This is a genomic window from Methylobacterium indicum (genome assembly GCF_017347565.1).
Lineage (GTDB): Bacteria > Pseudomonadota > Alphaproteobacteria > Rhizobiales > Beijerinckiaceae > Methylobacterium > Methylobacterium indicum.
The window spans coordinates 2,739,770-2,764,942 of record NZ_AP024145.1 but is presented as its reverse complement, the minus strand read 5'-3'; the positions used below and the strand labels follow the sequence as shown (position 1 = coordinate 2,764,942).

Annotated in this window: 17 protein-coding genes and 1 pseudogene; 5 read left to right on the top strand and 13 right to left on the bottom strand. The window is 70.8% G+C overall.

The window, feature by feature from the left end; translation table 11 throughout:
* Positions 1–310 precede the first annotated feature (310 nt).
* A complete protein-coding gene (gene mfd / locus miv_RS12950) occupies positions 311–3,925 on the top strand; it encodes a transcription-repair coupling factor (protein WP_207183079.1) in 3,615 nt (1,204 codons plus the stop codon).
* A 223-nt stretch (positions 3,926–4,148) separates the two neighbouring features.
* On the opposite strand, the gene miv_RS12945 is transcribed toward mfd, so the two are convergent.
* The 5 genes from miv_RS12945 to miv_RS12925 all read right to left on the bottom strand — a co-directional run bounded on the left by miv_RS12945 (position 4,149) and on the right by miv_RS12925 (position 9,098).
* A complete protein-coding gene (locus miv_RS12945; protein WP_207183078.1) occupies positions 4,149–4,937 on the bottom strand; it encodes an HIRAN domain-containing protein in 789 nt (262 codons plus the stop codon).
* The gene (locus tag miv_RS12940) at positions 4,930–5,859 is read right to left on the bottom strand and encodes a HipA domain-containing protein (protein ID WP_207183077.1); all 930 of its coding nucleotides are present in this window, start codon (positions 5,857–5,859) and stop codon (positions 4,930–4,932) included. The genes miv_RS12945 and miv_RS12940 overlap by 8 nt, the downstream gene beginning before the upstream one ends.
* 367 nt (positions 5,860–6,226) lie before the next feature.
* On the bottom strand, positions 6,227–6,724 hold the full coding sequence (locus miv_RS12935) for a DUF3617 domain-containing protein (RefSeq protein WP_207183076.1): 498 nt from the start codon (positions 6,722–6,724) through the stop codon (positions 6,227–6,229).
* Positions 6,725–6,848: 124 nt separating this feature from the next.
* On the bottom strand, positions 6,849–7,931 hold the full coding sequence (locus miv_RS12930; RefSeq protein ID WP_207183075.1) for a fatty acid desaturase: 1,083 nt from the start codon (positions 7,929–7,931) through the stop codon (positions 6,849–6,851).
* Between the two features lie 384 nt (positions 7,932–8,315).
* Entirely contained in the window at positions 8,316–9,098 is a 783-nt protein-coding gene (locus miv_RS12925) for a DUF502 domain-containing protein (protein WP_207183074.1), read from the bottom strand.
* 87 nt (positions 9,099–9,185) lie between these two features.
* On the opposite strand from miv_RS12925, the gene miv_RS12920 reads away from it, so the two are divergent.
* Complete coding sequence (locus miv_RS12920) at positions 9,186–10,049, top strand: DUF6925 family protein (RefSeq protein WP_207183073.1); 864 nt, start codon at positions 9,186–9,188, stop codon at positions 10,047–10,049.
* 312 nt (positions 10,050–10,361) lie between these two features.
* Here miv_RS12920 and miv_RS12915 read toward each other — a convergent pair whose 3' ends face one another.
* Both miv_RS12915 and miv_RS12910 read right to left on the bottom strand, forming a co-directional pair.
* Positions 10,362–10,514, bottom strand: a complete 153-nt coding sequence (locus tag miv_RS12915; protein ID WP_048425481.1) for a hypothetical protein — start codon at positions 10,512–10,514, stop codon at positions 10,362–10,364.
* A gap of 93 nt (positions 10,515–10,607) precedes the next feature.
* Positions 10,608–11,504, bottom strand: a complete 897-nt coding sequence (locus tag miv_RS12910) for a histone deacetylase family protein (RefSeq protein WP_207183072.1) — start codon at positions 11,502–11,504, stop codon at positions 10,608–10,610.
* Positions 11,505–11,930: 426 nt separating this feature from the next.
* On the opposite strand from miv_RS12910, the gene miv_RS12905 reads away from it, so the two are divergent.
* Positions 11,931–13,946 carry an autotransporter assembly complex protein TamA gene (locus miv_RS12905; RefSeq protein ID WP_207183071.1) on the top strand — a complete coding sequence of 672 codons (2,016 nt, stop codon included), beginning with the start codon at positions 11,931–11,933 and terminating at the stop codon, positions 13,944–13,946.
* 92 nt (positions 13,947–14,038) lie between these two features.
* Positions 14,039–18,466: a translocation/assembly module TamB domain-containing protein gene (locus miv_RS12900; RefSeq protein WP_207183070.1), complete on the top strand. Its 4,428-nt coding sequence runs from the start codon at positions 14,039–14,041 to the stop codon at positions 18,464–18,466.
* Between the two features lie 30 nt (positions 18,467–18,496).
* Here miv_RS12900 and miv_RS12895 read toward each other — a convergent pair whose 3' ends face one another.
* Positions 18,497–19,870 (bottom strand): MFS transporter, encoded by a 1,374-nt coding sequence (locus miv_RS12895; RefSeq protein ID WP_207183069.1) that lies wholly within the window; start codon positions 19,868–19,870, stop codon positions 18,497–18,499.
* Between the two features lie 109 nt (positions 19,871–19,979).
* Between miv_RS12895 and miv_RS12890 the strand changes: the two genes are divergently transcribed.
* Positions 19,980–20,891, top strand: coding sequence for a LysR family transcriptional regulator (locus miv_RS12890; protein WP_207183068.1), 912 nt, complete (start codon positions 19,980–19,982; stop codon positions 20,889–20,891).
* A 4-nt stretch (positions 20,892–20,895) separates the two neighbouring features.
* On the opposite strand, the gene miv_RS12885 is transcribed toward miv_RS12890, so the two are convergent.
* The 5 genes and pseudogenes from miv_RS12885 to miv_RS12865 all read right to left on the bottom strand — a co-directional run bounded on the left by miv_RS12885 (position 20,896) and on the right by miv_RS12865 (position 25,173).
* Positions 20,896–22,473: an amidase gene (locus tag miv_RS12885; protein WP_207183067.1), complete on the bottom strand. Its 1,578-nt coding sequence runs from the start codon at positions 22,471–22,473 to the stop codon at positions 20,896–20,898.
* Positions 22,470–23,552, bottom strand: coding sequence for a pyrimidine utilization protein A (gene rutA / locus miv_RS12880; RefSeq protein ID WP_207183066.1), 1,083 nt, complete (start codon positions 23,550–23,552; stop codon positions 22,470–22,472). The genes miv_RS12885 and rutA overlap by 4 nt, the downstream gene beginning before the upstream one ends.
* Positions 23,553–23,623: 71 nt before the next feature.
* Positions 23,624–24,016, bottom strand: a pseudogene (locus miv_RS12875) (type II toxin-antitoxin system VapC family toxin).
* Positions 24,013–24,270 carry a type II toxin-antitoxin system Phd/YefM family antitoxin gene (locus miv_RS12870; RefSeq protein ID WP_207183064.1) on the bottom strand — a complete coding sequence of 86 codons (258 nt, stop codon included), beginning with the start codon at positions 24,268–24,270 and terminating at the stop codon, positions 24,013–24,015. Before miv_RS12870 ends, miv_RS12875 begins: the two are co-directional and overlap by 4 nt.
* Before the next feature lie 123 nt (positions 24,271–24,393).
* Entirely contained in the window at positions 24,394–25,173 is a 780-nt protein-coding gene (locus tag miv_RS12865) for an ABC transporter permease (RefSeq protein ID WP_207183063.1), read from the bottom strand.

The window sequence follows — 25,173 nt, the reverse complement described above, 5'->3', positions numbered from 1 at the left end:
GCTCACGAGCGCGAGTTCTCATGGTGTGGCGCGGGTCAACCCTCCCCCCTCTGCGGGGGAGGGTGGCGAACGCAGTGAGCCGGGAGAGGGACAGCGCGACGCTGATCTAGAGGGCGCCCGCCACCACGGTCGCGACCTCTCCGGAAGCGGCGCCCCCTCTCCCGCCCCACTCCGTGGGGCACCCTCCCCCGCAGAGGGGGGAGGGTTCAAGGCCTGCGCATCGTCCTGATGCGTTGATCGTGCCAACGAACCACTGTTTACGACCCCTGCCCGCCTGACCTGCCCGCCTGAAAAGACCCGCTCAGACCCGATGGCCAAGCCCACCCCCAAAGGCTCCTTCCAGCCCCCCGCCCCGCCCGCAACTCCGAAAAAGCCCGCGGTCGCCCGTTTCGCCCTGCCGAAATCCGCGGCGCTGACCAGGGCCGTGGAGGCGCTGAAGGCCGGAGACAGCGCGACGCTGGCTCGCGTGCCGGACGGGTTCGACGCCCTGGTGGTGGCCGACCTCGCCCGCGCCCTGTCGCAGGTCTCCGAGGGGCCGGCGGTGCTGGTCCACGTCGCCCGCGACGGCACCCGCTCGGCGGCCTTCGCCAGCGCGCTCGCCTTCGTGGCGCCCGAGATCGAGGTGATGAGCGTCCCGGCCTGGGACTGCCAGCCCTACGACCGGATCTCGCCGAACGCCGCCATCGCGGCGCAGCGGATGACCGCTCTGTCGCGGCTTTCCCGCACCCGCTCCTCGGCCGAGAAGCCGCGCATCCTCACCACCACGGTCAACGCCCTGGTGCAAAGGGTGCCGCCCAAATCCCGCATCGCCGTCGAGACGTTTTCCGCCGCCCCCGGCAACGCGCTCGACACCGACCAGATCGTCGCCTGGCTCGAGGCCAACGGCTTCCTGCGCACCGGCACCGTGCGCGATACCGGCGAATACGCGGTGCGCGGCGGCATCATCGACCTGTCGCCGCCCGGCCTCCCCAACCCGGTCCGCCTCGACTTCTTCGGCGACACCCTCGAATCGATCCGCGCCTTCGATCCCGAGACCCAGCGCACCATCGGGCAATTGCGCTCCCTCGACCTCGTGCCGATGAGCGAGGTGCAGCTCACCACCGAGACGATCCGGCGTTTCCGCCAGGGCTACGTCACGACCTTCGGCGCCGCGACCCGGGACGACCGGCTCTACGAGACGATCAGCGAGGGAAGGCGCTATGCCGGCCTCGAGCACTGGATGCCGCTGTTCTACGACCACCTCGACACGCTGTTCGACTACGTCGCCGGCGTGCCCCTCATCCTCGACAACCAAGTCGACGACGCGGTGGCCGAGCGCCTGTCCCAGGTGCAGGAATACTACGACGCCCGCTGCGAGGCCTTGAAGGAGCGTCAGAGCGGCACCGCGCCCTACAAGCCGCTCAAACCCGACGCGCTCTATCTCTCGCCGAACGAGTGGGCGAAACGGATCGAGGGCGCGACGGTCGCGCGGCTTGCCCCCTTCGACGTGCCGGAGGTCTCGGGCCGCAAGCTGATCGACTGCGAGGGCGTGCCCGGCCGCAACTTCGCACCGGAGCGCGCCCAGGAGGGCGTCAACGTCTTCGACGCGGCGGTCGGCCACGTTCGCGACCTCCAGGCCTCGGGCCATCACGTCGTCCTGGCGGCGTGGTCGGAGGGCTCCCGCGACCGGCTCTGTGGCGTGCTGACCGAGCACGGGTTGCCGAAGCCCAGGACCATCACGCGCCTCTCCGACATCCTGGCGATGAAGCGCGGCCAGGACATCGGCGTCGCGGTCTGGGGCCTGGAGGGCGGGTTCTCGGCGGGCCAGCTCGCCGTGGTGGCGGAGGGCGACATCCTCGGCGACCGGCTGGTGCGGCCCAAGCGCAAGGCCAAGCGCCCCCAGGACGTGATCCTGGAGGTGCAGGCGCTCGCGCCGGGCGACCTCGTGGTCCATGCCGATCACGGCATCGGGCGGTTCGTCGGCCTCAAGACGGTTACGGCGGCGGGCGCACCGCACGACTGCCTGGAGATCCAGTATAGCGGCGGCCTGCTGCTCCTGCCGGTCGAGAACATCGAGCTTCTGACCCGCTACGGCTCGGAGGATGCCGACGTCGCCCTCGACAAGCTCGGCGGCGGCGCCTGGCAGGCGCGCAAGGCCAAGCTCAAGCGCCGGATCATGGAGATGGCCGGCGCCCTCATCAAGGTCGCGGCGGAGCGCTTCCTGAAGTCGGCGCCGAAGATGGCCCCGCCGGAAGGCACCTACGGCGAGTTCGCCGCCCGCTTCCCCTACGAGGAGACCGAGGACCAGGAGGCGGCGATCGCCGCCACCCTCGGCGACCTCACCTCCGGCCGGCCGATGGACCGGCTGGTCTGCGGCGATGTCGGCTTCGGCAAGACCGAGGTGGCGCTGCGCGCCGCCTTCGTCACCGCCTTGTCGGGCAAGCAGGTCGCCGTGGTGGTACCCACCACCCTGCTGGCGCGCCAGCACGCCCGCACCTTCGAGGCCCGGTTCAAGGGCCTGCCGGTGAACGTGGCGCAGGCCTCCCGCTTCGTCAGCAACACTGAGCTGAAGAAGGTCCGCGAGGGCCTGGCCGACGGCTCGGTCGACATCGTGGTCGGCACCCACGCGCTCTTGGCCAAGACCATCGCCTTCAAGGATCTCGGCCTCATCATCATCGACGAGGAGCAGCATTTCGGCGTCTCCCACAAGGAGCGGCTGAAGGCGCTGAAGGCGGAGGTCCACGTCCTGACGCTCTCCGCCACGCCGATCCCCCGCACGCTCCAGCTCGCGATGACCGGGGTGCGCGAACTCTCGATCATCGCGACGCCGCCGGTCGATCGCCTGGCGGTGCGCACCTTCGTGATGCCGTTCGATCCGCTCTCGATCCGCGAGGCGCTCCTGCGCGAGCGCTATCGCGGCGGCCAGGCCTTCTACGTCGTGCCGCGCATCGAGCACCTGGAGGAGGTCAAGCGCTTCCTCGACCGCGAGGTGCCGGAGGCCAAGGTGGCGGTGGCCCACGGCCAGATGGCGGCGGGCCAGCTCGAGGACGTGATGACGGCCTTCTACGAGGGCCAGTACGACATCCTGCTCGCCACCACGATCGTCGAATCGGGCCTCGACATCCCGACCGCCAACACCTTGATCGTCCACCGCGCCGACATGTTCGGCCTCGCCCAGCTCTACCAGCTGCGCGGGCGCGTCGGCCGCTCCAAGGCCCGGGCCTACGCCCTGTTCACCACGCCGGAGGGCAAGCCCCTGACGGTGCAGGCGGAGCGCCGCCTCTCGGTGCTGCAATCCCTCGACACGCTGGGTGCCGGCTTCCAGCTCGCCAGCCACGACCTCGACATCCGCGGCGCCGGCAACCTCTTGGGCGACGAGCAGTCCGGCCACGTCAAGGAAGTCGGCTACGAGCTCTACCAGCAGATGCTGGAGAGCGCGGTGGCGGCGCTCAAGTCCGGCAACGCGCTGCCGACCGACGAGCAATGGTCGCCGACCATCGCACTCGGCGCCCCCGTCACGATGCCGGAGCACTACGTCGCCGATCTCTCGGTGCGGCTCGGCCTCTATCGCCGCCTCGCCACGCTCGAGAACGACCGGGAACTGGAGAGCTTCGGCGCCGAGCTGATCGACCGCTTCGGCCCGATGCCGCCGGAGGTGGAAGAGCTCCTGAAGATCGTGACGATCAAGATCCTGTGCCGCGAGACCAATGTCGAGAAGGTCGAGGCCGGCCCGAAGGGCATCGTCATGCACTTCCGCGACCGCGCCTTCGCCAACCCGGCCAAGCTCGCCGGCTACATCGCCGATCAGCGCTCCTTCGCCAAGGTGCGGCCGGACATGAGCGTGGTGTTCATCCGTGATCTGGCAACGGTGGCGGAGCGGCTGAAGGAGACGACGGCGATCCTGCGGGACCTGGTGAAGCTGATCACGCGGAAGAAGGCGGCGTGAGGGGGCGTGGGGGCGGCCTTGAGGCCGCCTCCTACTTCTGGACCGATCGACCCAACGACCAGAAGGCGAGAAGCTCAGCAGAACGTCAGGCAGGGGAGTGGCTCTAGTGTGAAGTGCAGTCCTAATTATGTTTCAGTAAAAGGGCTGATTTCGTGATTTTGGGATATGTCGTAGGCGCAGGCAATCTCAATATCTGCCTGCGTGTCGTATTTTAAGTACGACTTTAGATAATATTAAATGGCGATTTATTGTGATCGTAATATGCATTTATTTGTGCATTAACGCGCAGGTTTGGGGCGTGTGAAGGAGTATCAAGCGGCACAAAACCTTCTGGAGTGGGTGCTGCGACCTCACATAGAAGCTTCAATTGCTCAGGAGCATCGCTATTATTTCTCGAAACACAGATTTCCGCATGCTCGGCACATTTCTCATCTGACAAAATTAATTTGAGATCGCGGGCATAAAACGCGGGGATATATCCAACAATAATATTTTCTTTTGGGCATTTCAAGGCGACAGCATTTGGATCGACTGGGTTCTGCACGTCCAATAGGGGGAAAAGCTTCGTTCCTGGTGTTGCCATTGAGCACCATGACTTGGCATCTTCGTGCATGTATTTGATTGCGTGAATAAAAAAGCTAAGTTTATACTTTCCATGAGATACGTCGGGCGCTGCATAAAAAAGCATGGAGTCAGAACCAGGAATTAATCCTAACTTGCAAAGTTGTTCGAATTCAGTATCTTCTGCTGTTACCCCAACCCATTGGGCTACTTTTTTATAGTCCGATCTATGTGTGGAAAGCATTCGACTGCGAAAGAGCGGAATAAGATTTTCAAAGCGATAAATATCGCCGCTGTCCATATTAAAAAGCTGTCTAGTTAGATTTGGTAACCCTGCAACGCCTTTGGTAAAAACGAATTCATATGAACCCCCTTGCTTCTGCAGACGGGCAATAGTATGCCATCTCCGAGTTGCTTCGTCTTGCCAAGCTACGTAAAGCGTGTCAGGCACAACCCACCTCCTGGATCATCTGACGATTAAAGCGTAGCATCCGAACGGCAAACTCCACTGCCTGCTGACTTACCCAATCAGCTGGCATTCTCGCGAAGATATCATGAAATTGCCCATCTGTCAGTGAGGCAATTCGATCCGACCACAGTTTCGTAGCGTCCGGGAAGGCTGCCGAAAGCTCGGCCATTAGCTCGCGCGTTTTCAGCACGCCGCCCTCAGGCAGCGGTCCGTAGAATGCAGTCTTTGTGCGCCCTGCATATGCCTCTACTGTCGCGCGCCGGTCTGTTGTTTGCAGCCGCAGCAATCTCTTTGTATCGGTTTCATTTCTTCCCAAGCACGAAGCGTGATCAAAGGTCGGTGCCAAATGCAAATCATGACGATCTCCGATTCTATTTAATATTATTCCCCAATTTTCATGATGTCGATCTGTGTTTCCAATCAAACAATCAAACACAAGATATCCTATAAAATAATCCACGCCTTCCATCCCGTAAGCGCAGTTATTTATCATGACAGGAGGACGTAAATCGAGATTTTTAATCACCTGCATGACAGTGGATAATTTATAATTGAGCTGATTATATGTTTTTGTGTTATCATAATTATCTAGAATTTGCGATAAGATATAATTTCCAGGTATCCAAGTCCCCGAACTGGAAAAAAATCGTTCGGTTAGAACCCCTCGGCGCCCTTCGTAAATTGCTAAATCATAGTCAGCGCAAGGCAAATGTATAGTCTTCGCTATTTCGCAGCTTGCTTTCTCAGACCAGTTTTCCCCTGTATTTTCCCGGCCAATTTTAAAAAGGTGCGGCGTTTCTCTTAATGAAGCCCCAGGTCGAGGTACGACCCAAAATTTTTCTTTGGTGCCGAGCGCCTCCGGGCGACTCTGGATATAATCAGCTAAGTTGATAATATCGTACATTCGGCGACTGGGTCCGGGAGAATCGCAGAGCGCTTAGATACTCTAGATAGCAATTTGTTTGTCGCCTGTCTCTCTCGCGTTTTCGATATAAATAAAAATGATAATTGCCGTTGGCAACACTCGTCCCACTTGCGCGACACTAGATACCCGAGTGCAGGCCCGCTACCATAGGGTACTGAACGCCGTTGCTTTCTCACCGGTAGCCCTAGCGCCAAGCCATCTCACCAACTGAAGCGCCGAGGTGCGTCCCGACGATGCGGTGGTGGATGTGTACGGTCCCGGAATGCAGGTATGCGGGTCGACCTTGACTCGGTTTGGCTCGCCGACACCGCCCCTCCCGGCGACTCGAACGCCCGCCCCCTGAAGCCTACCGCCCCACCCCCTGCGGCATCTTCACGATCTTCCCGTCCGGCAAAATGATGTCCCCGGGGCTCTGTCCCGCCTCGCAGGGGCCGAGATAGGTGGCGTCGATCGCCATCTTGCGCCGGACGGGCTCCTTCATGCCCGGGATGCCGGTGAGCGTCGTGTCCACGTCGAGATGGATCTTGCTGGTGAAGTCGCCGGTGATCACGCTGGTGCCGGAGGCCGAGATCGCTCCCATCTTGCACTCGGTCTCGCCCGTATAGCCGGTGCTCGTCCTGGTGAAGACGCGCTTGGCGCATTGCCCGGCCCCGAGGGCGCCCTGCGCCAGCTGGTCGGTCTTGTCGTCGATGCACTGGCGGGCCGTCGTGCTGCCCTCGGACGAGACGGTCTTGCTCTCCCACAGGCCGGCCTTGCGCGTCGGCAGGGTGTCGGCGGCGGCCACCGTGCTTGCCGCGACGAGGGTGAGTCCGACGAGTCCGCCACCGATCAGACGCACGGGCATGGAGCCTCCCTGGGATCCGCACGGCACTCCAGGCCGCATCGGTGCGGAGGGTTAGCCCAGACGGCCTAGGCGCTCAAGGCCGGGCCGGGTCGCGCCCGGCCAGGCCCCTTCACCCCGCTCCCGATCACGCTCCCTGCGCCGCCGCGTCCCGCAGGCCCGAGAACCCGATCAGCTTGCGGGCCTCCTCGTCCCACAGGGCGAGCCCGAGGCAGCGCAGGCTGTCGCGGAGCGTCAGGCGGCCGACCTCGCCCAGCGTCGCGTGGCCGTCGAGGCATTCCTGCAGGCGGTAGTTCGGGATGCGGCTGTTGACGTGGTGGACGTGGTGCAGGCCGACATTGCCGGTGAACCATTGCAGCACCCGCGGCAGGACGTAGTACGAGCTGCCGCCGAGCGCCGCGCGGTGGAAGTCCCAGGATTCGGGGCCCTCCCAGACCGTCTCCTCGTACTGGTGCTGGACGTAGAACAGCCAGCCGCCGATCCAGGCGGCGACGCTGACGACCGGCAGCAGGACCCACAGCACCGGCCCGATCCCGCCGGTGGCAAGCGCCAGCAGCGCGACCAGCCCGGCGAGCGCGAGGTCGAGGGCGAGCACGTCCCGCCACGCGGTCCGCCACGGCAGGCCGACGCCGGAGGGAAACCGCTGCAGGACCAGGAAGTTGAGCGGCGAGCCGAGGACGATCAGGATGAACGGGTTGCGGTAGAGCCGGTAGCGCAGCCTCTGCCAGCGCGACAGGGCCAGGTATTCGCGCACGGTCAGCGTGTGGATGTCGCCGGTGCCGCGGCGGCTGAGGTCGCCGGTCGAGGCGTGGTGGAGGGCATGCGCCCGCTTCCAGCTGTCGTAGGGCGTCACCGTCAGGAGGCTCAGGGCCCGGCCGAGCCGGTCGTTGGCGGCGCGGGAGGGCAGGAACGAGCCGTGCCCGCAATCGTGCTGGATGATGAACAGCCGGACCAGGAGGCCGCCGGCCGGCACGGCGAGCGGCAGCACCCAGGGCTCGAAGCCGTTCGCGGCCGCCCACAGCATCAAGGCGCAGAGGGCGAGGTAGGGCAGCAGGGTGTTGGCGACCTGTCGGAGCGCCAGCCGCGGGACGGGATCGCGGTAGGCCGCGCAGTGGCGGGCGACCTCGCGGGCGAGGGCCGCGACGTCGGGCCGAGAGGTCTCGGCCCCGGCCCAGCTGGACGCGGCGGGGTTCGATGCATGGTCGGTCACGGGAGCGGGACGATCCTGTCTGTCGGGCGGTCGGTCGCACGGGGCCGCGATCGGGGCCGGAGCGACGGGTGGGACGAAGGTGGGCGCAAGACCCGCCGGTGCCGGGCGAAGAGCTTTGGGCGCGACGATGGGACGATCGACGGCTTGGGGGCCGAGTCGGGCCGACGCCCGAGCTGGTCCCATAGCATTGTTCGCGCCGGGCGGAAGCGAGACCCGCCCGACCGGCGCCGCGGCACGATCGCCCGTGCGGGGGCCGTGCCGTCCTTCCCCTGGGGCCGCTGCGCACTCCAGGTCCGCCGCCCCGCCACGAGGGCATCGGCCGCACCGTCCGGGTCGCGCTCGCCGGGGCGATCCGGAATCGGCGCGATGGCGCCGAGCGGCAGGTCAGGCGTCCATGCGGTCCCGGGCCGGCATCGCCGCAGAAGACCCGGCCTGAATCGGCCCGACCTGGGCGACGCGCAGGCCCGCCGCCATCGCCTGGAGCCGGCTCTGCGGGTCCTCGGGCTGGATCACGCCCGCCGACATGACGAGCTTGGCGGCGTCGTCGACGCTGATCGACAATTCGATCACCTCGGCGCGGGGCAGGTAGAAGAAGAAGCCGGTGGTCGGGTTCGGGGCGCAGGGCAGGAACACGCCGACATGGTCGTGCCCGGAGCCGAGGGCATTCTGCACGTCGGGCCCCGCCGGGGCCGACAGGAACACGATCGACCAGGTGCCCTTCACCGGGAACTCGACCAGGCCGACGGTGCGGAACGAGGTGCCGCTGGTGGAGAACAGCGTCTCGAAGACCTGGCGCAGGCCGCGATAGAGGCCCGAGATCACCGGCGTGCGGGCGAGCAGCACCTCGCCGAACTCCACCACCGAGCGGCCGACGAGGTTGGCGGTGAGCGCGCCGAGCGTGGTCAGCGCCACGAAGGCGATGACGAGGCCGAGGCCCGGCACGCTGAAGGGCAGGTAATGGTCCGGCAGGTAGGCCGAGGGGACCAGCGGCTTGACCCAGCCGTCGATCAGGCTGATGCACCACCAGGTGATGTAGATCGTGATCGCGAGCGGGCCGGCGACGATCACGCCGGTGAAGAAGTAGTTTCGCAGCCGTCCGCGGACGCTGACCCGCTTGCGGGCGAGCGCGGGATCCGGATCGGCGAGCGACGGCGACGGTTCCGACACGATGTGCGATTCTCGACCCGGGCGGGCGCCCCCTGCCCGCGAAGAGGTAGCGGTTTGCTGCGTTGCGCTCAAGGCGGGGAAGACCCTTTGTCGGCTCCTGCCGGCCTGCGGGCCGTGCTCGACCGGGCGCTGGCCGAGCCCGCCGCGGGCTGGAGCCTCGGCGGCTACGGGGCGGGCGCCACCTTCCGGCGCGCTCCCGGCGAGCCCGCATGTCCGCCCTGCGGCGGACGGCCCGGCCTCGTCACGCCCCGCGGCGCCCTGGTGCTGGGGGAGGCCGACACCCTCGTGCCGGTCGCCTACGAGACCGCGCTCGGCGGCGGGTCCTGGAGCCAGGCCCTCGCCCTGTGCCGGCCGCTCCGCCTCCTGCCGCCCTGCCCCGCCCCGGTGGTGAGCGAGATCGGCCCCGACGGGGCGGCGGCGCGGGCCGAGGATCGCGACGCGGTACTGTTCTGCCTCGGCCTGACCCTGCGCCAGGCCCGGCTGCTCGCCCGGGTTCGGGGGAAGGCCGTCTCGCGGCTGCGCGCCGCCTGCGGCCGACCGGCCGATGCCGCCCTCTGGGCCGCCCTGCCGGGGCTCGGCGCCGTGCTGGTGGCGCAGAGCGGCCGCGACCGCATCGAGGTCGTGCTGCCGGACGCCCATCCGGGCCCGCGGGCGCTCTGGTTCGACAAGCTCCTGCGTCTCGGCCGGCTCCACGCCGCGACGGCGCCGATCCCGCCGGGCCTCGCGCCGGTGATCCACCTCCACCCGCCCCATCCCCTCGACGGGACTGGCTACGATCGCGCGCGCCACGCGGCGTTCGAGGCGCTGCTGGCGCGCTTCGGCGATCCGGACCTGGTGGCGCTCAAGCGGCGCATCCTGGCCGGCGAGGCCGTGGCGGAGCCGCGGACCCGGGCGGCCCGGGCGGCGGCACGGGTGGCGCGGGCGCAACGCCGCCATCTCGCCCCTGCCTGACGTCACTCCCTCCCGGTCGCGGCAGGGTCGCGGCGGGCGTTCGATGCCCCAAGAAAAAAAGGCCGCCCTTGCGAGGCGGCCCGAAGTCTAGGGAGGAAACGCCCAAAGAGGGCTGCAGGGCCGCGACGCCATCGCGACCGTGCATTGCACAAGATAGCGACGGGATCGCCCTTCGCAAGTGCGAAAACGCACGATGGTGGATTTTCCGCTAACCGATCGTGCCCGTACCAAACGGCGACACCCCCGCCGGGGCCGGCGGGGGTGTCGTTGGGAGTCATACGGCGTGGTGCGTCGCTGACGGTGCCCGTTGCGTCAGCGACGCAGGATCTTGGTCACCAGGCGGCCGACGAGGTTGCCCGAATCGTTGTAGGCGACCCGGTCGTCGTAGGGGCTGCGTCCGTCCGGGCGGATGCGGGGATCGTCGTTGCCCAGGATCTTGGTGACGATTCGGCCGATCAGGCTCATCGTGTCCTCCGAGTGGTCTGACGTTGCGGTCTCGGAGCATCAACGGCCGAACAGCCTCGGCCGTTCCGAAGCCGGACGCGCTCGCGCCCTCCGTCACGCCCGCTCGGCCATCGCCTCGAACACCAGGGCGTGGCGGGCGGCCAGCGCCGCGACGTCGGTGGCGTAGCCGCCCCCGATCACCGCCGCGAGGGGGATGCCGCGCCGACGCACCTCGCCGACGACATAGGCCTCGCGCCGGCGCAGGCCGTCGTCGGTGAGCGCCAGCCGGCCGAGGCGGTCGTCGCGGTGGGGGTCGACGCCGGCATTGTAGAACACGAGGTCGGGCCGAAGATCGTCGAGGAGGCGCGGCACATGGCGGGCGAGCGCCGCCAGATAGTCGTCGTCGTCCATCCCGTCGGGCAGGCCGACATCCAGATCCCCCGGCACCTTGTCGGTGGGGTAGTTCTTCTCGGCATGCATCGAGAAGGTGAACAGGTCGGGTTCGTGCGTCAGGCAATCGGCGGTGCCGTCGCCCTGGTGCACGTCGAGGTCGAGGACGAGCGCCCGGCGGATCGTGCCCTCGCGCTTGAGCGCGAGCGCCGCCACCGCGACGTCGTTGAAGACGCAGAAGCCGCCGCCCGCCGCCCGTCTTCCGTGATGGCTGCCGCCCGCGGTGCTGCCGGCGAGCCCGCCCTCGAGGGCCAGCCGGGCGGCGAGCAGGGTGCCGCCCGCCGAGGCCAGCGAGCGGCGCGCCACCCCGTCGTCGACCGGCAGGCCGATCGCCCGCTCGATCGCCCGGGGCACGGTCGCAGTGATCACCTGCTCGACGTAGGTCGCGTCGTGGGCGAGCCGGATCAGTTCCGGGCCCGCGGGCTCGGGCGTCACGAAGCCCCCGGGCACGAGGCCGCGCTCGCGGAGGGTCTCGGCGAGGCGCCCGTACTTGCCCATCGGGAAGCGGTGCCCCTCCGGCAGCGGCGCCTCGTAGGCCGGATGGAACACGACGGGGAGCATGGCGGTCGGCCCTGTGGACAATGGGGATGGCACGGACCCGCTCAACGCGCCGGCCGGCCCGGGGGCGGGCGCGACCGCGCGCCGCGGGCACCGGCGATCCTGTCGTGCCCAGCGCGGGTTGGCGCAGGGCGCCGTGTCGTCCGCCGCCACGGTTTCGAGGCCCGTCGCCTCCCCTTCGGCCCGCTTATGCTCTAGCTTGTCACGGGATCGCGCCCGGCAACGGACACGGTTTGGACACGAATTCCCCCGACCCTCGGACCTGTTCCTTGGGGCAGGGAGCCGTCGCGGAAGGCCGTATTGCGGAGGGAGTGACTTGCCGATCGTGGCATTCCACGGGCGGGTTTTCAATCGGGCGCGCCGCGGGCGTGAATGGGTTTTTTTCGGCGCCGTCCCCGTCGGGCGGCGCCGGCAGCACGGCCGGGGGGCATGCGGAGTCGGGTCGAACGTCGTGGCGCTTCACAGGGGCGCCCGTCCAGGTGTCGTCGCGGAGTGGGTCGCGCCGGAGCGGCAGGGCTCGCGCTCGCCCTCGGCCTCGGGACGTCGGAGCCCGCCCGGGCCTTCGACCTGTTCGGGCTGTTCGGCGCCGAGGAGGCGCCGCCGGCCCCGAGCCCGGCCGCCCTGCCCTATTCGGTCCGCTTCCAGGGCGTCGAGGACGAGGACCTGCTCCAGGCGCTCAAGGACACGTCCGGCCTCTACCGCCTGCGCAACGACGCGCCGCCCGACGGCGAGGGCCTGCTGCACCGGGCCGAGGCCGACGCGCCGCGGATCGTCGCCGCGCTGTCGGGCTTCGGCTACTATGCCGGCACGGCGACCTTCCGCATCGAGGACGTGGTGCTGGGCGGCGACGCGGCCGCGCTCCGCGCCGTGCGGGCCGCCGAGGCGGCGCGCAACCGCAGCCTCGTCGCCGTGCGCATCGCCGTCGACCAGGGCCCGCTCTACCACCTGCGCCGGATCACGGTGCTCGATCCCTCGGGCGTGCCCTTCGGCCCCGAGGCGGTGCCGGAGCGGCTGACCCGCATCGACGGCGACGTGCCGGCCCGCTCCGCCGCGGTGCTCGCCCGCGAGGCGGCCCTGGTCGATGCGTTCCGCCGCGAGGGCCACCCCTTCGCCAAGGTGGTGCGGCGCGAGCCGGTGGTCGACGACACCGCCCACGTCATGGACGTCACCTTCGTGGTCGATCCGGGGCCGAAGGCGGCGCTCGGCACGGTGACGGTGCGGGGCACCAAGACCCTCGACCCCGCGGTGGTGCGCTCGTTCATCTATGCCGAGCCGGGCGATCCCTACTCGCCCCAGGCGCTCTCCGACATCCGCCGCTCGGTCTCGCGGATCGAGGCGCTGGGCGGCGTGCGGGTGCGCGAGGGCACGGCGCTCGATCCCGACGGCACGCTGCCGGTCTTCGTCGACGTGACGGAGCGGGCGCGCCACATCGTCGGCGTCTCGGCGCGCTACTCCACCGTCGACGGGCCGGGCGTGCGCGCCTACTGGGCCGACCGCAACCTGTTCGGCGGCGGCGAGACCCTGCGGATCGACGCCGACCTGTCCTATCTCGGCCTCGGCACCGACTATTACGCCCGTCGCCGCAAGCTCGCGGGCATCGAGACCAACGGGCTCGGCGGCCGGCTCGCCGCCACCTTCGTCAAGCCCGCCCTGTTCGGCACCCGCAACGACCTCTTGGCCAGCGCCTTCGTCAGCCGCGAGGTGCAGCAATCCTATCTCAGCGACGCGACCGGCGGCACGGTGGCGATCCGGCGCCGCTTCGCCGACGCCTTCTCGGCCCAGATCGGGCTCGACGGCCGCTTCGGCTCGGACCGGGATGCCCTGGGCAAAGTCGATTACGGCCTCCTCGGGCTGAATGCCGGCGTCACCTACGATTCGACCGACAGCCTGCTCGACCCGACGAAGGGCTTTCGCGTCACCGCCTCGCTCACGCCCTATGCGGGCCTCGGCGGCAGCCCGGACCTGCTCCTCGCCAAGGCGCAGGGCTCGACCTACTATTCCTTCGACGACGAGGGCCGCTATATCCTCGCCGCGCGCCTCGGCTTCGGCTCGATCAGCGGCGCGAACCTCGCCGACGTGCCGGCCTCCCTGCGCTTCTTTGCCGGCGGCGGCGGCTCGATCCGCGGCTACTCGTACCGCACCGTCGGGCCGATCGGTCCCTACCAGCTGCCGATCGGCGGGCGCTCGCTGCTCGAAGGCTCGGTCGAGGGCCGGATCAAGATCACCGACACGATCGGCATCGTGCCCTTCGTCGATGCCGGCACGGCGTTCGCCGGCACCCTGCCGGATTTCGACGAGCGCATCCGCATCGCGGCGGGCCTCGGCCTTCGCTACTACACCGGCATCGGCCCGATCCGGGTCGATCTCGCGGTGCCGCTCAATCCCGACAAGCAGCTCAAGCAGCCGCCGGTCGCCCTCTACATCAGCCTCGGTCAGGCGTTCTGATGATGCAGCTGCGAGGACGTGCGCGGGACTTGTCCGCCTCCCCCCTTTCCCGGACGACTGAAGCGTCAGCGGAAGGAGATCCGGGATCCAGCATGAAAAGTCGCGAAGCGTCCGCCTGCCTGCAAGGATGCAGCATCAGGAGCCGCTTCGCGGCACATCTCCCCTGGTTCCCGGATCTCCTGTCGCTTCGCTCTCGTCGTCCGGGAAGGGGCGGGGCAGCATCCCGCCTCCTCACCGCCGCCTTCGCCGCCGTTCTGCTGGGCCTCGCCTGGCTCGGCCACGCCGCCATCGGCGAGGCGGCCGAGGGCGAGACCACGATCCTCGGCGACCTCCTGTCGCGCGCCCTCTCGACCCCGGCCTCCCGGGTCTCGATCGGCGCCGTCGACGGGGCGCTCTCCTCCGATGCCACGATCCGCGACGTCGCCATCGCCGACCGCGACGGGGTCTGGCTGCGCCTCGACAAGGCGCGGCTGATCTGGCGGCGCACGGCGCTCCTCTCCCGCCGCCTGGAGATCGACCGGCTCGAGATCGGGCGCCTGGAGGTGCTGCGCCGGCCGGTGCCCTCCGCCCGCCCGCCCGCGCAGGACAAGGAGGCGCTGCTGCCCGACCTGCCGGTCAAGGTGGTGGTCAAGGCCTTCGCCCTCACCGATCTCGTCCTGGGCGAGCCGGTCCTCGGCGAGGCGGCCCGCATCGGCGGGGCCGGCCAGGCCACCCTCGGCGACCCGCGCGAGGGCCTCGATCTCGGCGTCGGCCTGCGCCGGCTCGACAAGCCCGGCACCCTCACCCTCAAGCTCGCCTACGTGCCGGACACCGCGCGCCTCGACCTCAAGGTCGCCCAGGACGAGCCGGCGGGCGGCCTCGCGGCGCGGCTGATGAACCTGCCCGGCCTGCCGCCGGTCACCCTCGACCTCGAAGGCTCCGGCCCCCTCGACGCCTGGAACGCCACCCTGGCCTTCAAGGCCGGCGACGGCATCGGCGCCGACGGCCGCGCCCGCATCGACCGGGCGGGTCCCGAGCGCCGCATGACCCTCGACCTCGCCTCGCGGGTCGAGGGGCTGATGCCCGGCCCGCTCGCGGCGGTCTTCTCCGGCACCACCCGGCTCGACGGGGCGCTGCGCTTCGCCGATGACGGGGCGGTGCGGGTCGACCGGTTCGACCTCACCTCGCGCACCGCCCGGCTGGCGCTGGCCGGCGCCGTCGACGCCGCCCGCACCGCCGACCTGACCCTCCAGGCCCGGGCGCTGCCGACCGAGGGCGGCGTCACCAAGGCCGGCGAGTCGACCCTCGAATCCCTGATGCTCGACGCGAGCCTCAAAGGGCCCCTCGATGCGCCCGCCCTGCGCGGCACCCTGAAGGCCGCCGGCCTCTCGGCCGCGGGCAGCCGCCTCGGCCGCGCCAGCGCCGACCTCACGGTCGCGCCCCTGCCCCGCACGCAGGAGGGCCAGTCGTTCCGGCTCGCCGCCGAGGCCGAGGTCGACGGCCTCCACCTCGCCGATCCCGCCTTGCGCCGCGCGGTCGGCCCCAAGGCGTCGTTCCGCCTCGTCGGCCGCCTCGACCCGAACGGCGTCGCCGATCTCGACGCGGTGACGATCGAGGCCCCGACCGCGCAGGCCCGCTATACCGGCCGGATCGGCCGCGACGTGGTGGCGGGCACGCTCACGGCGGAACTCCCCGACCTCGCGGCGTTCTCGCTGGCGGCCGGGCGGCCGATGGGTGGCCGCGTCGCCGCCAAGGCGCTGCTCTCCGGCGATCCGGGCCGGGCCGGCGTCACCGCCGATGTCGAGGCGAGCACCGACAAGCTCTCTCTCGGCACCCCCGCCCTCGACCGGACCCTGGGCCGCGACCTGCGCTTTGCCGGCCGCCTGACGCGGCTGCCCGACGGCTACGCCGTCCAGGCCGCGCGGCTCACCGGACAGGCGCTCACCGCGACGCTGGAGGGCCGCGCCACCGAGGCCAAGGCCGACATGACCGGCCGGATCGATCTGTCCGACCTCGCCACCCTCGATTCCGAGCTCGCCGGCAAGGCCGGGCTTGACGCCCGCCTCACCGGCTCGCTGGAGCACCCGGACCTCGCCCTGACGCTCGTGGCGCCGGAGGCCCGCGCCATGGGCCGGCCGGTCCGCGACCTCGCCGCCAGGGCGAGCGTGACCGACGCCACCGGCGCCCTCGACGGGACGGTCACCCTCACCGGCCGGGTCGACGGCAAGCCGCTCACCGGCGACCTCCACCTCGCCCGACGCGGCGCCGACTGGCTGCTCGACCGGCTGAGCTTCGGCCTCGGCTCGGTCTCGCTCACCGGCCATGCCGCCGTCGATCCGGCCTCGCGCCTCGCCGAAGGCGAGGTGGCGCTGAAGGCCGGCAATCTCGACGACCTCTCGGCCCTGGCGCTCACCCGCCTCTCCGGCCGCCTCGACGCGGCCATCACCCTGAGCCGCGCCGGCGGCCGCCAGGATGCCCGGATGCGGGCGACCGGCGAGGGCGTGCGCGCCGCCTCCCTGGCGGTGTCGCGCCTCGACACGGACCTCGCCGGCACCGACCTGTGGGCGAGCCCGCGGGTCTCGGGCAGGCTCAACGCCGACCGGCTCGTCGCCGGCTCGGAGACGATCGAGGCGATCCGCCTCGACGCCAAGCCGGCCTCCGACGGCAGCGACCTCCTGCTCCAGGCCCGGGCCCGGGGCTTCGCCCTCGACGGCGCCGCCCGGCTTGTTCCCGCCGATCATCCGCGCCTCGACCTCGCGCGCCTCTCCGCCATCCGCGGGGCCGACCGGCTGGCGCTCGCCGGCCCGGCCCGGATCACCTTCGGCGACGACGGCGTGACCGTCTCCGGGCTCGCCCTCGCGGCCGGCGCCGGCCGGGCCAGCCTCGACGGGACGTTGGGCAAGCGCCTCGATCTGCGCCTCGGCCTCAAGGCCGTGCCGCTGTCGCTCGCCCGCATCGCCGCGCCGAGCCTCGCGCTTTCCGGCACCCTCGACGGCGAGGCCGCGCTCACCGGCCCGGCCGGGAGCCCGGAGGGGCGCTATGCCGTGAGCGTGTCGCGCCTCGTGACGCCCGAGACCCGCTCCGCCGGCCTGCCGCCGATCGACGCCCGAGCCGCGGGCCGGATCGAGGACGGCCGCGCCGGCCTCGACGGCACGGTGACGGCGGGCAAGGGCGTGCAGCTCGCGCTCTCCGGCTCGGTGCCGGTCGAGCCCGGCGGTTCCCTCGCCCTGCGCATCCGCGGCGCCCTCGACGCGGCTTTGGCCAACACCCTGCTGGCGACGGGCGGCCAGCGGGTGACCGGCCGGGTCGCCCTCGATGCCGGCGTCGCCGGCACGCTCCAGGCCCCGCGGATCGACGGCTCGGCGGTTCTCACCGGCGGCAGCTTCACCGATCCGCTGAACGGCGTGCGCCTCACCGACATCCAGGGCCGGGTCGCCGGCCGCGGCGACACCCTGGTGATCGAGCGCCTGACCGCGGCGACGCGCAACGGCGGCACGCTCCAGGTCCAGGGCCGCGTCGCGGTCGAGCCGGCCGCCGGCTTCCCCGGAAACCTGACCATCCGGGCCGACCGGGCCGAGCTGGTCGCGAGCCCGCTGATGACCCTGGTCTCCGGCCTCAACCTGTCGCTCACCGGGCCGCTCGCCCGCACGCCGCGGGTGAGCGGCCAGGTCGACGTCGTCTCCCTCGACGTCTCGGTGCCCGACCGCCTGCCCGCGACGGTGCAGCCCCTCCCCGGCATCCGCCACGTCAACACCCCGCCGCAGATGCGCGCCCGCCTCGACGCGCGGGCCAAGCGCGCCGCGGCGGCGCGGCGCGGCCGCAAGGCGCCGCCCTTCCTCGCCGCCCTCGACCTGACGCTGAACGCGCCCGGCCGCATCACCGTGCGGGGCCGCGGCATCGACGCGGAGCTCGGCGGCTCCCTGCGCCTCACCGGCACCTCGGCGGCGCCGGTGGCGAACGGCGCCTTCGCGATGCGCCGCGGCCGGATCCAGATCGTCGGCCAGCGCCTCGACTTCACCCGCGGCCGCCTGACCTTCGCGGGCGACCTGACGGCGCCGGAGCTCGACTTCCAGGCCCAGTCCCAGGCCGGCGACGTCACCGCCAAGATCGCCGTCACCGGCCCGGCCAACCAGCCCGACTTCTCGCTGACCTCCGAGCCGCCCCTGCCCCAGGACGAGGTCCTGTCGCGCCTGCTGTTCAAGAAGGCGTCGGGCGGCCTCTCGCCGTTCCAGGCGCTGCAGCTCGCCCAGGCCGTCGCCCAGCTCTCCGGCGGCGCCGGCGGGCCCGACGTGTTCGAGAGCGCCCGCAAGGGCCTTGGCCTCGACAGCCTCGACATCCAGGCCGGAGCGAAGGGCGGCGCCGCGGTCGGCCTGTCGCGGTCGCTCGGCGACCGGGTGAGCGTCGGCGTGCGCGCCGGCGCCCGCCCGGAGGATACCGAGGCGACCATCACCTACGACGTGACCGGACGGATCAAGGTGAAGGGCGAGGCCGGCGCCGATGGGCGCACGGCGGTGGGCGTGGGGGCGGAGTGGGAGTATTGAGGCGCGCTGCCGCGCAGCCGGCGTGACGCCTCACCGCGGCCGATCGGAACCCCCCGGCAGCGCGCCGCAGGCGCAGAGCCCGATCAGGCCCGCGGTGGCCGCGAAGGCGAAGCTGGCGGCGTATCCGGCGCCGCCCGGACTCGTCGGCGCCAGGACCCCGAGCGCCGCCACGCCGAGCGCGAACCCGCCCTGACGCGCCACCATCGTGAGGGCCGAGGCCATGCCGGCCGCCCCGGAGGGAGCCAGCGCCACGATGGCTCCCGTGAGCTGGGAATGGGCGAGCGCCGCCCCGGCGCCGATGGCGGTCATGCCGACGAGGGCGCCGGCCGGAGAACCGGCGAGGGCCGTTGCCGTCAGGATCGCGTTTCCGATGGTGATCAATCCCAGCGCGCTCCCGAACGCGCGCCGCCAGCCGGCCTGCCGGACCATGCGGCTGCCCACCGGAGGCAGCACCAGCATCGGCAGCGTCGCCGCGAGCAGCGCGAATCCCGCCCTCTGCGCGTCGATCCCGAAGGCCGCCATCAGGAAGGCCGGGAGGGAGACCAGGACCGCCCAGTAGCCGGCCGAGATCGCCAGCAGCAGGACGATGACGGCTTTCACGGCACGATCCGACGCGAGGGCCGGATCGATCAGCGGATGCGCCCGCCGGCGCTGCCGGCGCGCGAAGGCGATCGCGAGCGCGAGGCCGGCCGCGACGCCGATCAGGCCCATCGACGGAGCGGCCTGGGCCTGCAGGACGCCCTCGACCGCGAGACCGAGCGCGCCGGTGAGAACCAGCAATCCAGCCCAGTCGACCGGGTGCCCCGCCTCCCTCCGGCCTTCGCCGACGAAGCGGGGCACGGCGCGCGCGATCAGTCCGCAGGGCAGGATGTTGGCGAGGAAGATCGCGGGCCAGCCGAGCCAGGCGGCGAGCAGGCCGCCCAGCGTCGGGCCGAGCGCCATCGCGATACCCGACAGGATCCCGATGACGGCCAGGGCCCGGGCCCGCAGGACGGGATCCGGGAAGCTGCCGGCGATCGACGCGATGGCCCCGGTGATCAGGAAGGCCGCGCCGATACCCTGCGCGGCGCGGGCGACGCACAAAGCGGGCGCGGTCCCGGCGAGGGCGCAGGCGACGGATGCGGCGGCGAACAGCGCGTTGCCGAGCAGCAGAACGCCTCGCCGGCCGTGGCGATCCGCCAGGGCCCCGGCGGCCAGCAGGGCGGCCGTGAAGGCGAGGCTGTAGGCATCGATGACCCAGGCGAGGCCCGGCATGCCGAGGCCGAGGTCGCGCCCGATCGCCGGCATGACGACGACGAGCGCCGTCACGTCGAACTGGGTCAGGAAGGCGCCCAGGCCGAGCACGCCCGCGGTGAGGCGGGCGCGCCGGTCCCAGGTGACGGAAGGATCGTCGGTGAGGATCATGGCCGCGATCAGCGCGACTCTGCGGGATCAAGGCAAATGAGAGTTGCGGCGGCGCCGATGAGCCCGTTTCATGGGCGTTCATCCATCGTCGGGGTCATGGGAGATGCCGATGCGCCGATTGCCTCCCTTCCCCGGCCTCGTGGCGTTCGATGCCGTGCTGCGGCACGGGAGCGTGACGCGGGCCGCCGCCGAGCTCGGCCTGACCCAGAGCGCCGTCAGCCACCGGTTGCGGGCCTTGGAAGAGTATTTCGGCACCCCGCTGCTGGAGCGGCTGAACCCGGGCCTGCGGCCGACGCCGGCGGGCGAGCGCCTGGCGCGGGACGTCGCCCCGCTGCTCGGGACGCTGGCGGGGCTGCGGGAGCGGGTCGCGGGCGAGCGGGCCTCGCGGCCGTTCCGGATCGGGGTCAGCAACGCCCTGCTCGCCTGGTGGCTCTCGCCGCGCCTGCCCGATCTGGCCGCGGCCTTTCCGGCCGTCGCGATCGAGGTGACGACCCGGGAAAGCAATCCCTGGGACGGCAAGCCGGGCACGGTGCCGGAGGAGACCGACCTGGCGCTGCTCTGGATCCCGCGCGAGGCGCAGGCGAGCCACCGGTGCGAGGTGGCCTTTCCGGCCGAGAGCGTCTTTCCGGTCGTCGCGCCCGTGCTGCGCCGTTCCCGTCAGGATGGCGACTGGCGCCGGCTGCCGCGGCTCGGCAAGGGGCGGGCCGCCGACGGGATCGGCAACGAATGGTCCTGGGCGACGTGGCTCGGCGCTGACGGGGATAACCCGCCCGCGATGCGCTTTCGCGATATCGGCGCGGCCTTGCAGGCGGCGCAGGACGGCAACGGCATCGTCCTCGCGCGCTCGCTCCTCGTCGCCGATGCGCTCCGGCGCCGCCGTCTGACCCGGCTGGTGCGGGTGGCGGAGATGCGGCCCTCCTCGAAGATCCAGGTCGCGCGCTGGCGCGATCAGGCCGACACGGTCGCCCCCACCATGGCGGCGTGGCTCGTCGCGGCGGCAGAAACGACCCTCGGACGGTGAGCGGTCACCCCGGCGGCGCCGCGAGGTGATGCCCGGTCTCCCGCTGAAACACCGCCCCCAGCCCCAGGCACAAGGCGTCGTCGTAGGGCTTGCCCACCACCTGCGCGGCGACCGGCAGCCCGTTCCGCCCGAAGCCGGTCGGCAGCATCAGGGCGGGCAGGCCCGTATAGTCGAACAGCATGGTGTTGCGCGGCAGCACCGCCTGGAGCGGGTGGGCCGCGCCGTTCACCGCCACCGTCAGGGTGTCGAGGGACGGCGCCTCGCCGCCGAGGCCCGGGGTCACCAGCACGTCGACATCGGCGAGCGCATCGAGCACCTGCGCCAGCACCACGGGCCGGCGGCGGAGCGCCCGCAGATAATCGGCGGCGGTGAAGAGCCGGCCCTGCTCCAGCCGGGCGCGGGTGCCGGGATCGAGGGCCGCGGCGCGGTCGAAATCGGGCTCCTGGAGCGCGGCGAGTTCCGCCATCACGATCGTGTAGCCGTCCTGGTGCGCGGTCGCGACAGGGCCGAGATCGACCGGCACGAGGCGCGCGCCGTGGCGCTCCAGCACCCGCAGCATCGCCTCCCAGGCGGTGAGCACCGCGTCGTCCTGCATCGCCGTGAACCAGCCCTCCGGCACGCCGACGCGCAGGCCCGGAAGGTCCCGGGCGCGGGTGGCGTCGTAGCGGCCGGCGGCGTGCGGGTCGGCGCCGTCGGGGCCGGCGATCCAGGGCATCGCCCGGGCGAGGTCCGCGGCCGAGCGGGCCATCGGGCCGACATGGTCGAGGGTCCAGGACAGGGGCGCGACGCCGGTGCGCGGCACCAGCCCCCGGGTGGCTTTGAGGCCGGTGATGCCGCACCAGGCCGCCGGCACCCGGATCGAGCCGCCCGTGTCGGTGCCGAGCGCCAGCGGCATCAGCCGGGCGGCGAGCGCGGCGCCGGAGCCGGTCGAGGAGCCGCCGGTCCAGCGCGTCCGGTCCCACGGATTGGCCACCGCGCCGTAGCGCGGGTTGTGGGCCGAGCCGCAGGCGAATTCGGTGGTGGCGAGCATCGCGAGGGGAATCGCGCCCGCCGCGCGCAGGCGGGCCACCACGGTCGCGTCGGCCGCCGCCACCCGGTCGCCGGTGAGGCGCGAGCCGCAGGTCACCGGCGCGCCGGCGCAGTCGATGATGTCCTTGATGCCGAACGGGATGCCGTCGAGGGGACGGGCCTCCCCGGCCCGGATCCGCCGGGCGCTCGCCTCGGCCGCGTCGCGCGCGCCCGGGACCGGGGCCAGCACCGCGTCGCGCCCGGAGGGGTGGCGGTCGATGCGCGCCTGAAGCGCCGCGAGGAGCGCCACCGGATCGGTCGTCCCCGCCGCGAAGGCGGCCTGGAGCGCGCCGATCCCGAGGCCGTGCAGCGGCCCGTCCTCCACCGCCGGCAGGGGCGGCATGACAGGTGCCGCCTCCCCGGTCGCCTCGGCGGCCTGCCGCAGGCGCCGCTCGGCATGGGCCGGTTCGGGGGCGTCCCGCTCCCAGGACGAGGGCAGGTCCCGGGCCGGGGCCGCCTCCCCGACCGTGCCGGCCAGGATGGTGCGGGCGATGAGCGCGTCGGAGACCGTCACGCGGCGACCTCCAAACGGTCCTGCCGGCAGGCCATCAGGGGCTGGATCTCTGTCCCGAAGGCGTCGAGGCCGTCGAGGAAATCGTCGAAGGTCAGCATGATGCCCTTCACCCCCGGCACCGTCGCCGCCTCGTCGAGCATCCGCGCCACGTTCGCATAGGAGCCGACCAGCGTGCCCATGTTGAAGTTCACCGCCCCCTCGGGGAGGTTCATCCAGGTCGCGGTCGAATCGGCGGAGGCGTTCTTGTCCTGGTTGCTCTGGTCGAGCATCCAGGCGAGCGCCTGGACGTCGGCGCCCTGGCGGTAGGCCATCCAGCGATCCTCGGCCGCCGCGTCGGTCTCGTCGGCGATCACCATCATCAGGACGTAGGAGCCGACGTCGCGCCCGGTCCTGGCGGCGGCCTCGATCAGCCGGGCGCAGGTCGGCGCGCAGGCCGTCGGCGTGTTGAGGCCGGTGCCCAGCACGAAGTTGTAATCGGCGTATTGGGCGGCGAATTCCATGCCGCGCCCGCTCTGGCCGGCGGCGACGATCGGGATCGGGCCGGAGGGCGTGGGCTTCATCATGCAGCCCTCCATCCGGAAATGCGCGCCCTGGAAGTCCGAGGTGCCGGTCTCCCACAGCTCCTTCATCACCCGGACGTATTCGGTGGAATAGTCGTAGCGGTAGCCGAAATAGTCGTCGCCGGGCCACAGGCCCATCTGGGAATACTCGGCCTTCTGCCAGCCCGAGACGACGTTCACCCCGAACCGGCCGGGGGCGATCGAGTCGATCGTGGTCGCCATCCGGGCGACGAGGGCCGGCGGCAGGGTCAGCACCGCGGTCGAGGCGAAGAGCCTGATCCGCTCGGTCACAGCCGCGAGGCCCGCCATCAGCGTGAAGGATTCGAGGTTGTAGTCCCAGAACTCGGTTTTGCCGCCGAAGCCGTGCAGCTTGATCATCGAGAGGGCGAAATCGAGCCCGTACCCTTCCGCCTTCTGCACGATCGCCTTGTTGAGGGCAAAGCTCGGCTTGTATTGCGGGGCCGCTTCCGAGATCAGCCAGCCGTTGTTGCCGATCGGGATGAACACGCCGACATCCATGCGCGAAGCTCCGGTGTTCCGGGCGGCGGCGGAAACGCCGTCCGGAGGGGCTTTGCAGGATCGGGGCCGTTTCAGGTCACGCTTTGCGCATTCGTGATGTCGGTACGGGCGAAATCGTCGCCGACGAAGAGCAAGGGGCAGTTGCGCGCCTTGGCCAGCGCGTAGGCGAAGCAATCGCCCCTATTCAAGCCGGCCGGATGCACGCCCTTGCCCCACTGCGCGTAGGCCGCTGCGCAATCATAGGCCACAGCGGCCGTGACGGGGATCACCTCGAAGGCGAGATCATCGACCAGGGCTCTCACACCCTCGGCGATGTTCCGCCGTCCGGACACGATCATGGCTTCGGCCAAAGTCCCGGCCGAGATGAGGATGTCGGGTTCGGCGATGAGCACGGCCATGCAGTCTGCGGCCCGCGCTTCGCCTTATGCGATGGCGATCAGCGCGGAGGTATCGACCACGATCACTGCGGCAGACCCTCATCGTCGTAGAGGAAATCCTGGCTTCGAGCGGCGGATGGCCCCGGCGTCGCCTTGGCACGGCCGGCTTCCCGGACCGCCATGATGATCCGCTCCCGCTCGGCCGCCGATTGTGGTGCCTTGACCGGCACCAGCCGGACGGCGGCCCGACCCTGGCGGGTAAGGATCACCTCGTCGCCGGTCTCTGCACGCCGCACGAGATCGGCCAATTGCCCTTCCGCGTCCGCGACGGAAACCTTCATCACGCCGTCCCGATTCGTCTTCGGACAAGAAAGTGGACTGCGCTGCGGCCTGATTCAACAGGCTCCCTGCCCCGATGCGATCCCGGTCGGGTGCCGTGCCCGGGTGTTGCCGATCGTCACGGGCTAACGCCCCCGCCGCGCCGTCAGCACGGACGCCCCCAGCACCGCCAGGCTCACTGCCCCGATCAGCAGGGTCGAGATCGCGTTGATCTCCGGGGTCACGCCGAGACGGACCTGGCTGTAGAGGCGCATCGGCAGCGTGGTGGCGCCCGGCCCCGAGACGAAGCTCGCGATCACGAGGTCGTCCATCGAGAGGGTGAAGGCCAGCAGGAAGCCGGCGATCACCGCGGGCGCGATCAGCGGCAGGGTCACGGTGCGAAACACCGTGACGGGCGCGGCGCCGAGATCCGCGGCGGCGTCGAGGAGCGCGCGGTCGAGGAGGCGCAGGCGGGCCTGCACCACGACGGCGACGAAGCAGAGCGTGAAGGTCGCGTGCGCGATCACGATGGTCCAGAAGCCGCGCGGAATGCCGAGGCCCACGAACAGCAGCAGCAGGGACAGGCCGGTGATCACCTCCGGCATCACCATCGGGGCGTAGACGAGGCCGGTGAGCAGCGGCCGCCCGGGGAAGCGCCGGCGCCCGTCCAGCGCCAGCGCGGCCAGCGTGCCGAGCACGGTCGCGAGGCTCGCCGAGGCGAAGGCGACCTTCAGGGTGACGAGGGCGGAAGCGACCAGCGGGCCGTTGTCGAGGAGGCCCGCATACCAGCGGGTCGAGAACCCGGCCCAGACCGTGACGAGGCGCGAGGCGTTGAACGAGTAGACGACGAGGAGCAGGATCGGCCCGTACAGGAAGGCCAGCCCGAGGGCGAGCGCGGCCCAGGCGAGGGGATGGGCGCGCTGCAT

Bases quoted from the DNA above. Each gene is read 5' to 3' on its own strand.
- mfd (WP_207183079.1), top strand. From the start codon at position 311: ATGGCCAAGCCCACCCCCAAAGGCTCCTTCCAGCCCCCCGCCCCGCCC.
- miv_RS12940 (WP_207183077.1), bottom strand. From the start codon at position 5,859: ATGTACGATATTATCAACTTAGCTGATTATATCCAGAGTCGCCCGGAG.
- miv_RS12935 (WP_207183076.1), bottom strand. From the start codon at position 6,724: ATGCCCGTGCGTCTGATCGGTGGCGGACTCGTCGGACTCACCCTCGTC.
- miv_RS12915 (WP_048425481.1), bottom strand. From the start codon at position 10,514: ATGAGCCTGATCGGCCGAATCGTCACCAAGATCCTGGGCAACGACGAT.
- miv_RS12910 (WP_207183072.1), bottom strand. From the start codon at position 11,504: ATGCTCCCCGTCGTGTTCCATCCGGCCTACGAGGCGCCGCTGCCGGAG.
- miv_RS12905 (WP_207183071.1), top strand. From the start codon at position 11,931: ATGCGGAGTCGGGTCGAACGTCGTGGCGCTTCACAGGGGCGCCCGTCC.
- miv_RS12900 (WP_207183070.1), top strand. From the start codon at position 14,039: ATGAAAAGTCGCGAAGCGTCCGCCTGCCTGCAAGGATGCAGCATCAGG.
- miv_RS12895 (WP_207183069.1), bottom strand. From the start codon at position 19,870: ATGATCCTCACCGACGATCCTTCCGTCACCTGGGACCGGCGCGCCCGC.
- miv_RS12890 (WP_207183068.1), top strand. From the start codon at position 19,980: ATGCGCCGATTGCCTCCCTTCCCCGGCCTCGTGGCGTTCGATGCCGTG.
- rutA (WP_207183066.1), bottom strand. From the start codon at position 23,552: ATGGATGTCGGCGTGTTCATCCCGATCGGCAACAACGGCTGGCTGATC.
- miv_RS12870 (WP_207183064.1), bottom strand. From the start codon at position 24,270: ATGAAGGTTTCCGTCGCGGACGCGGAAGGGCAATTGGCCGATCTCGTG.
- miv_RS12865 (WP_207183063.1), bottom strand. From the start codon at position 25,173: ATGCAGCGCGCCCATCCCCTCGCCTGGGCCGCGCTCGCCCTCGGGCTG.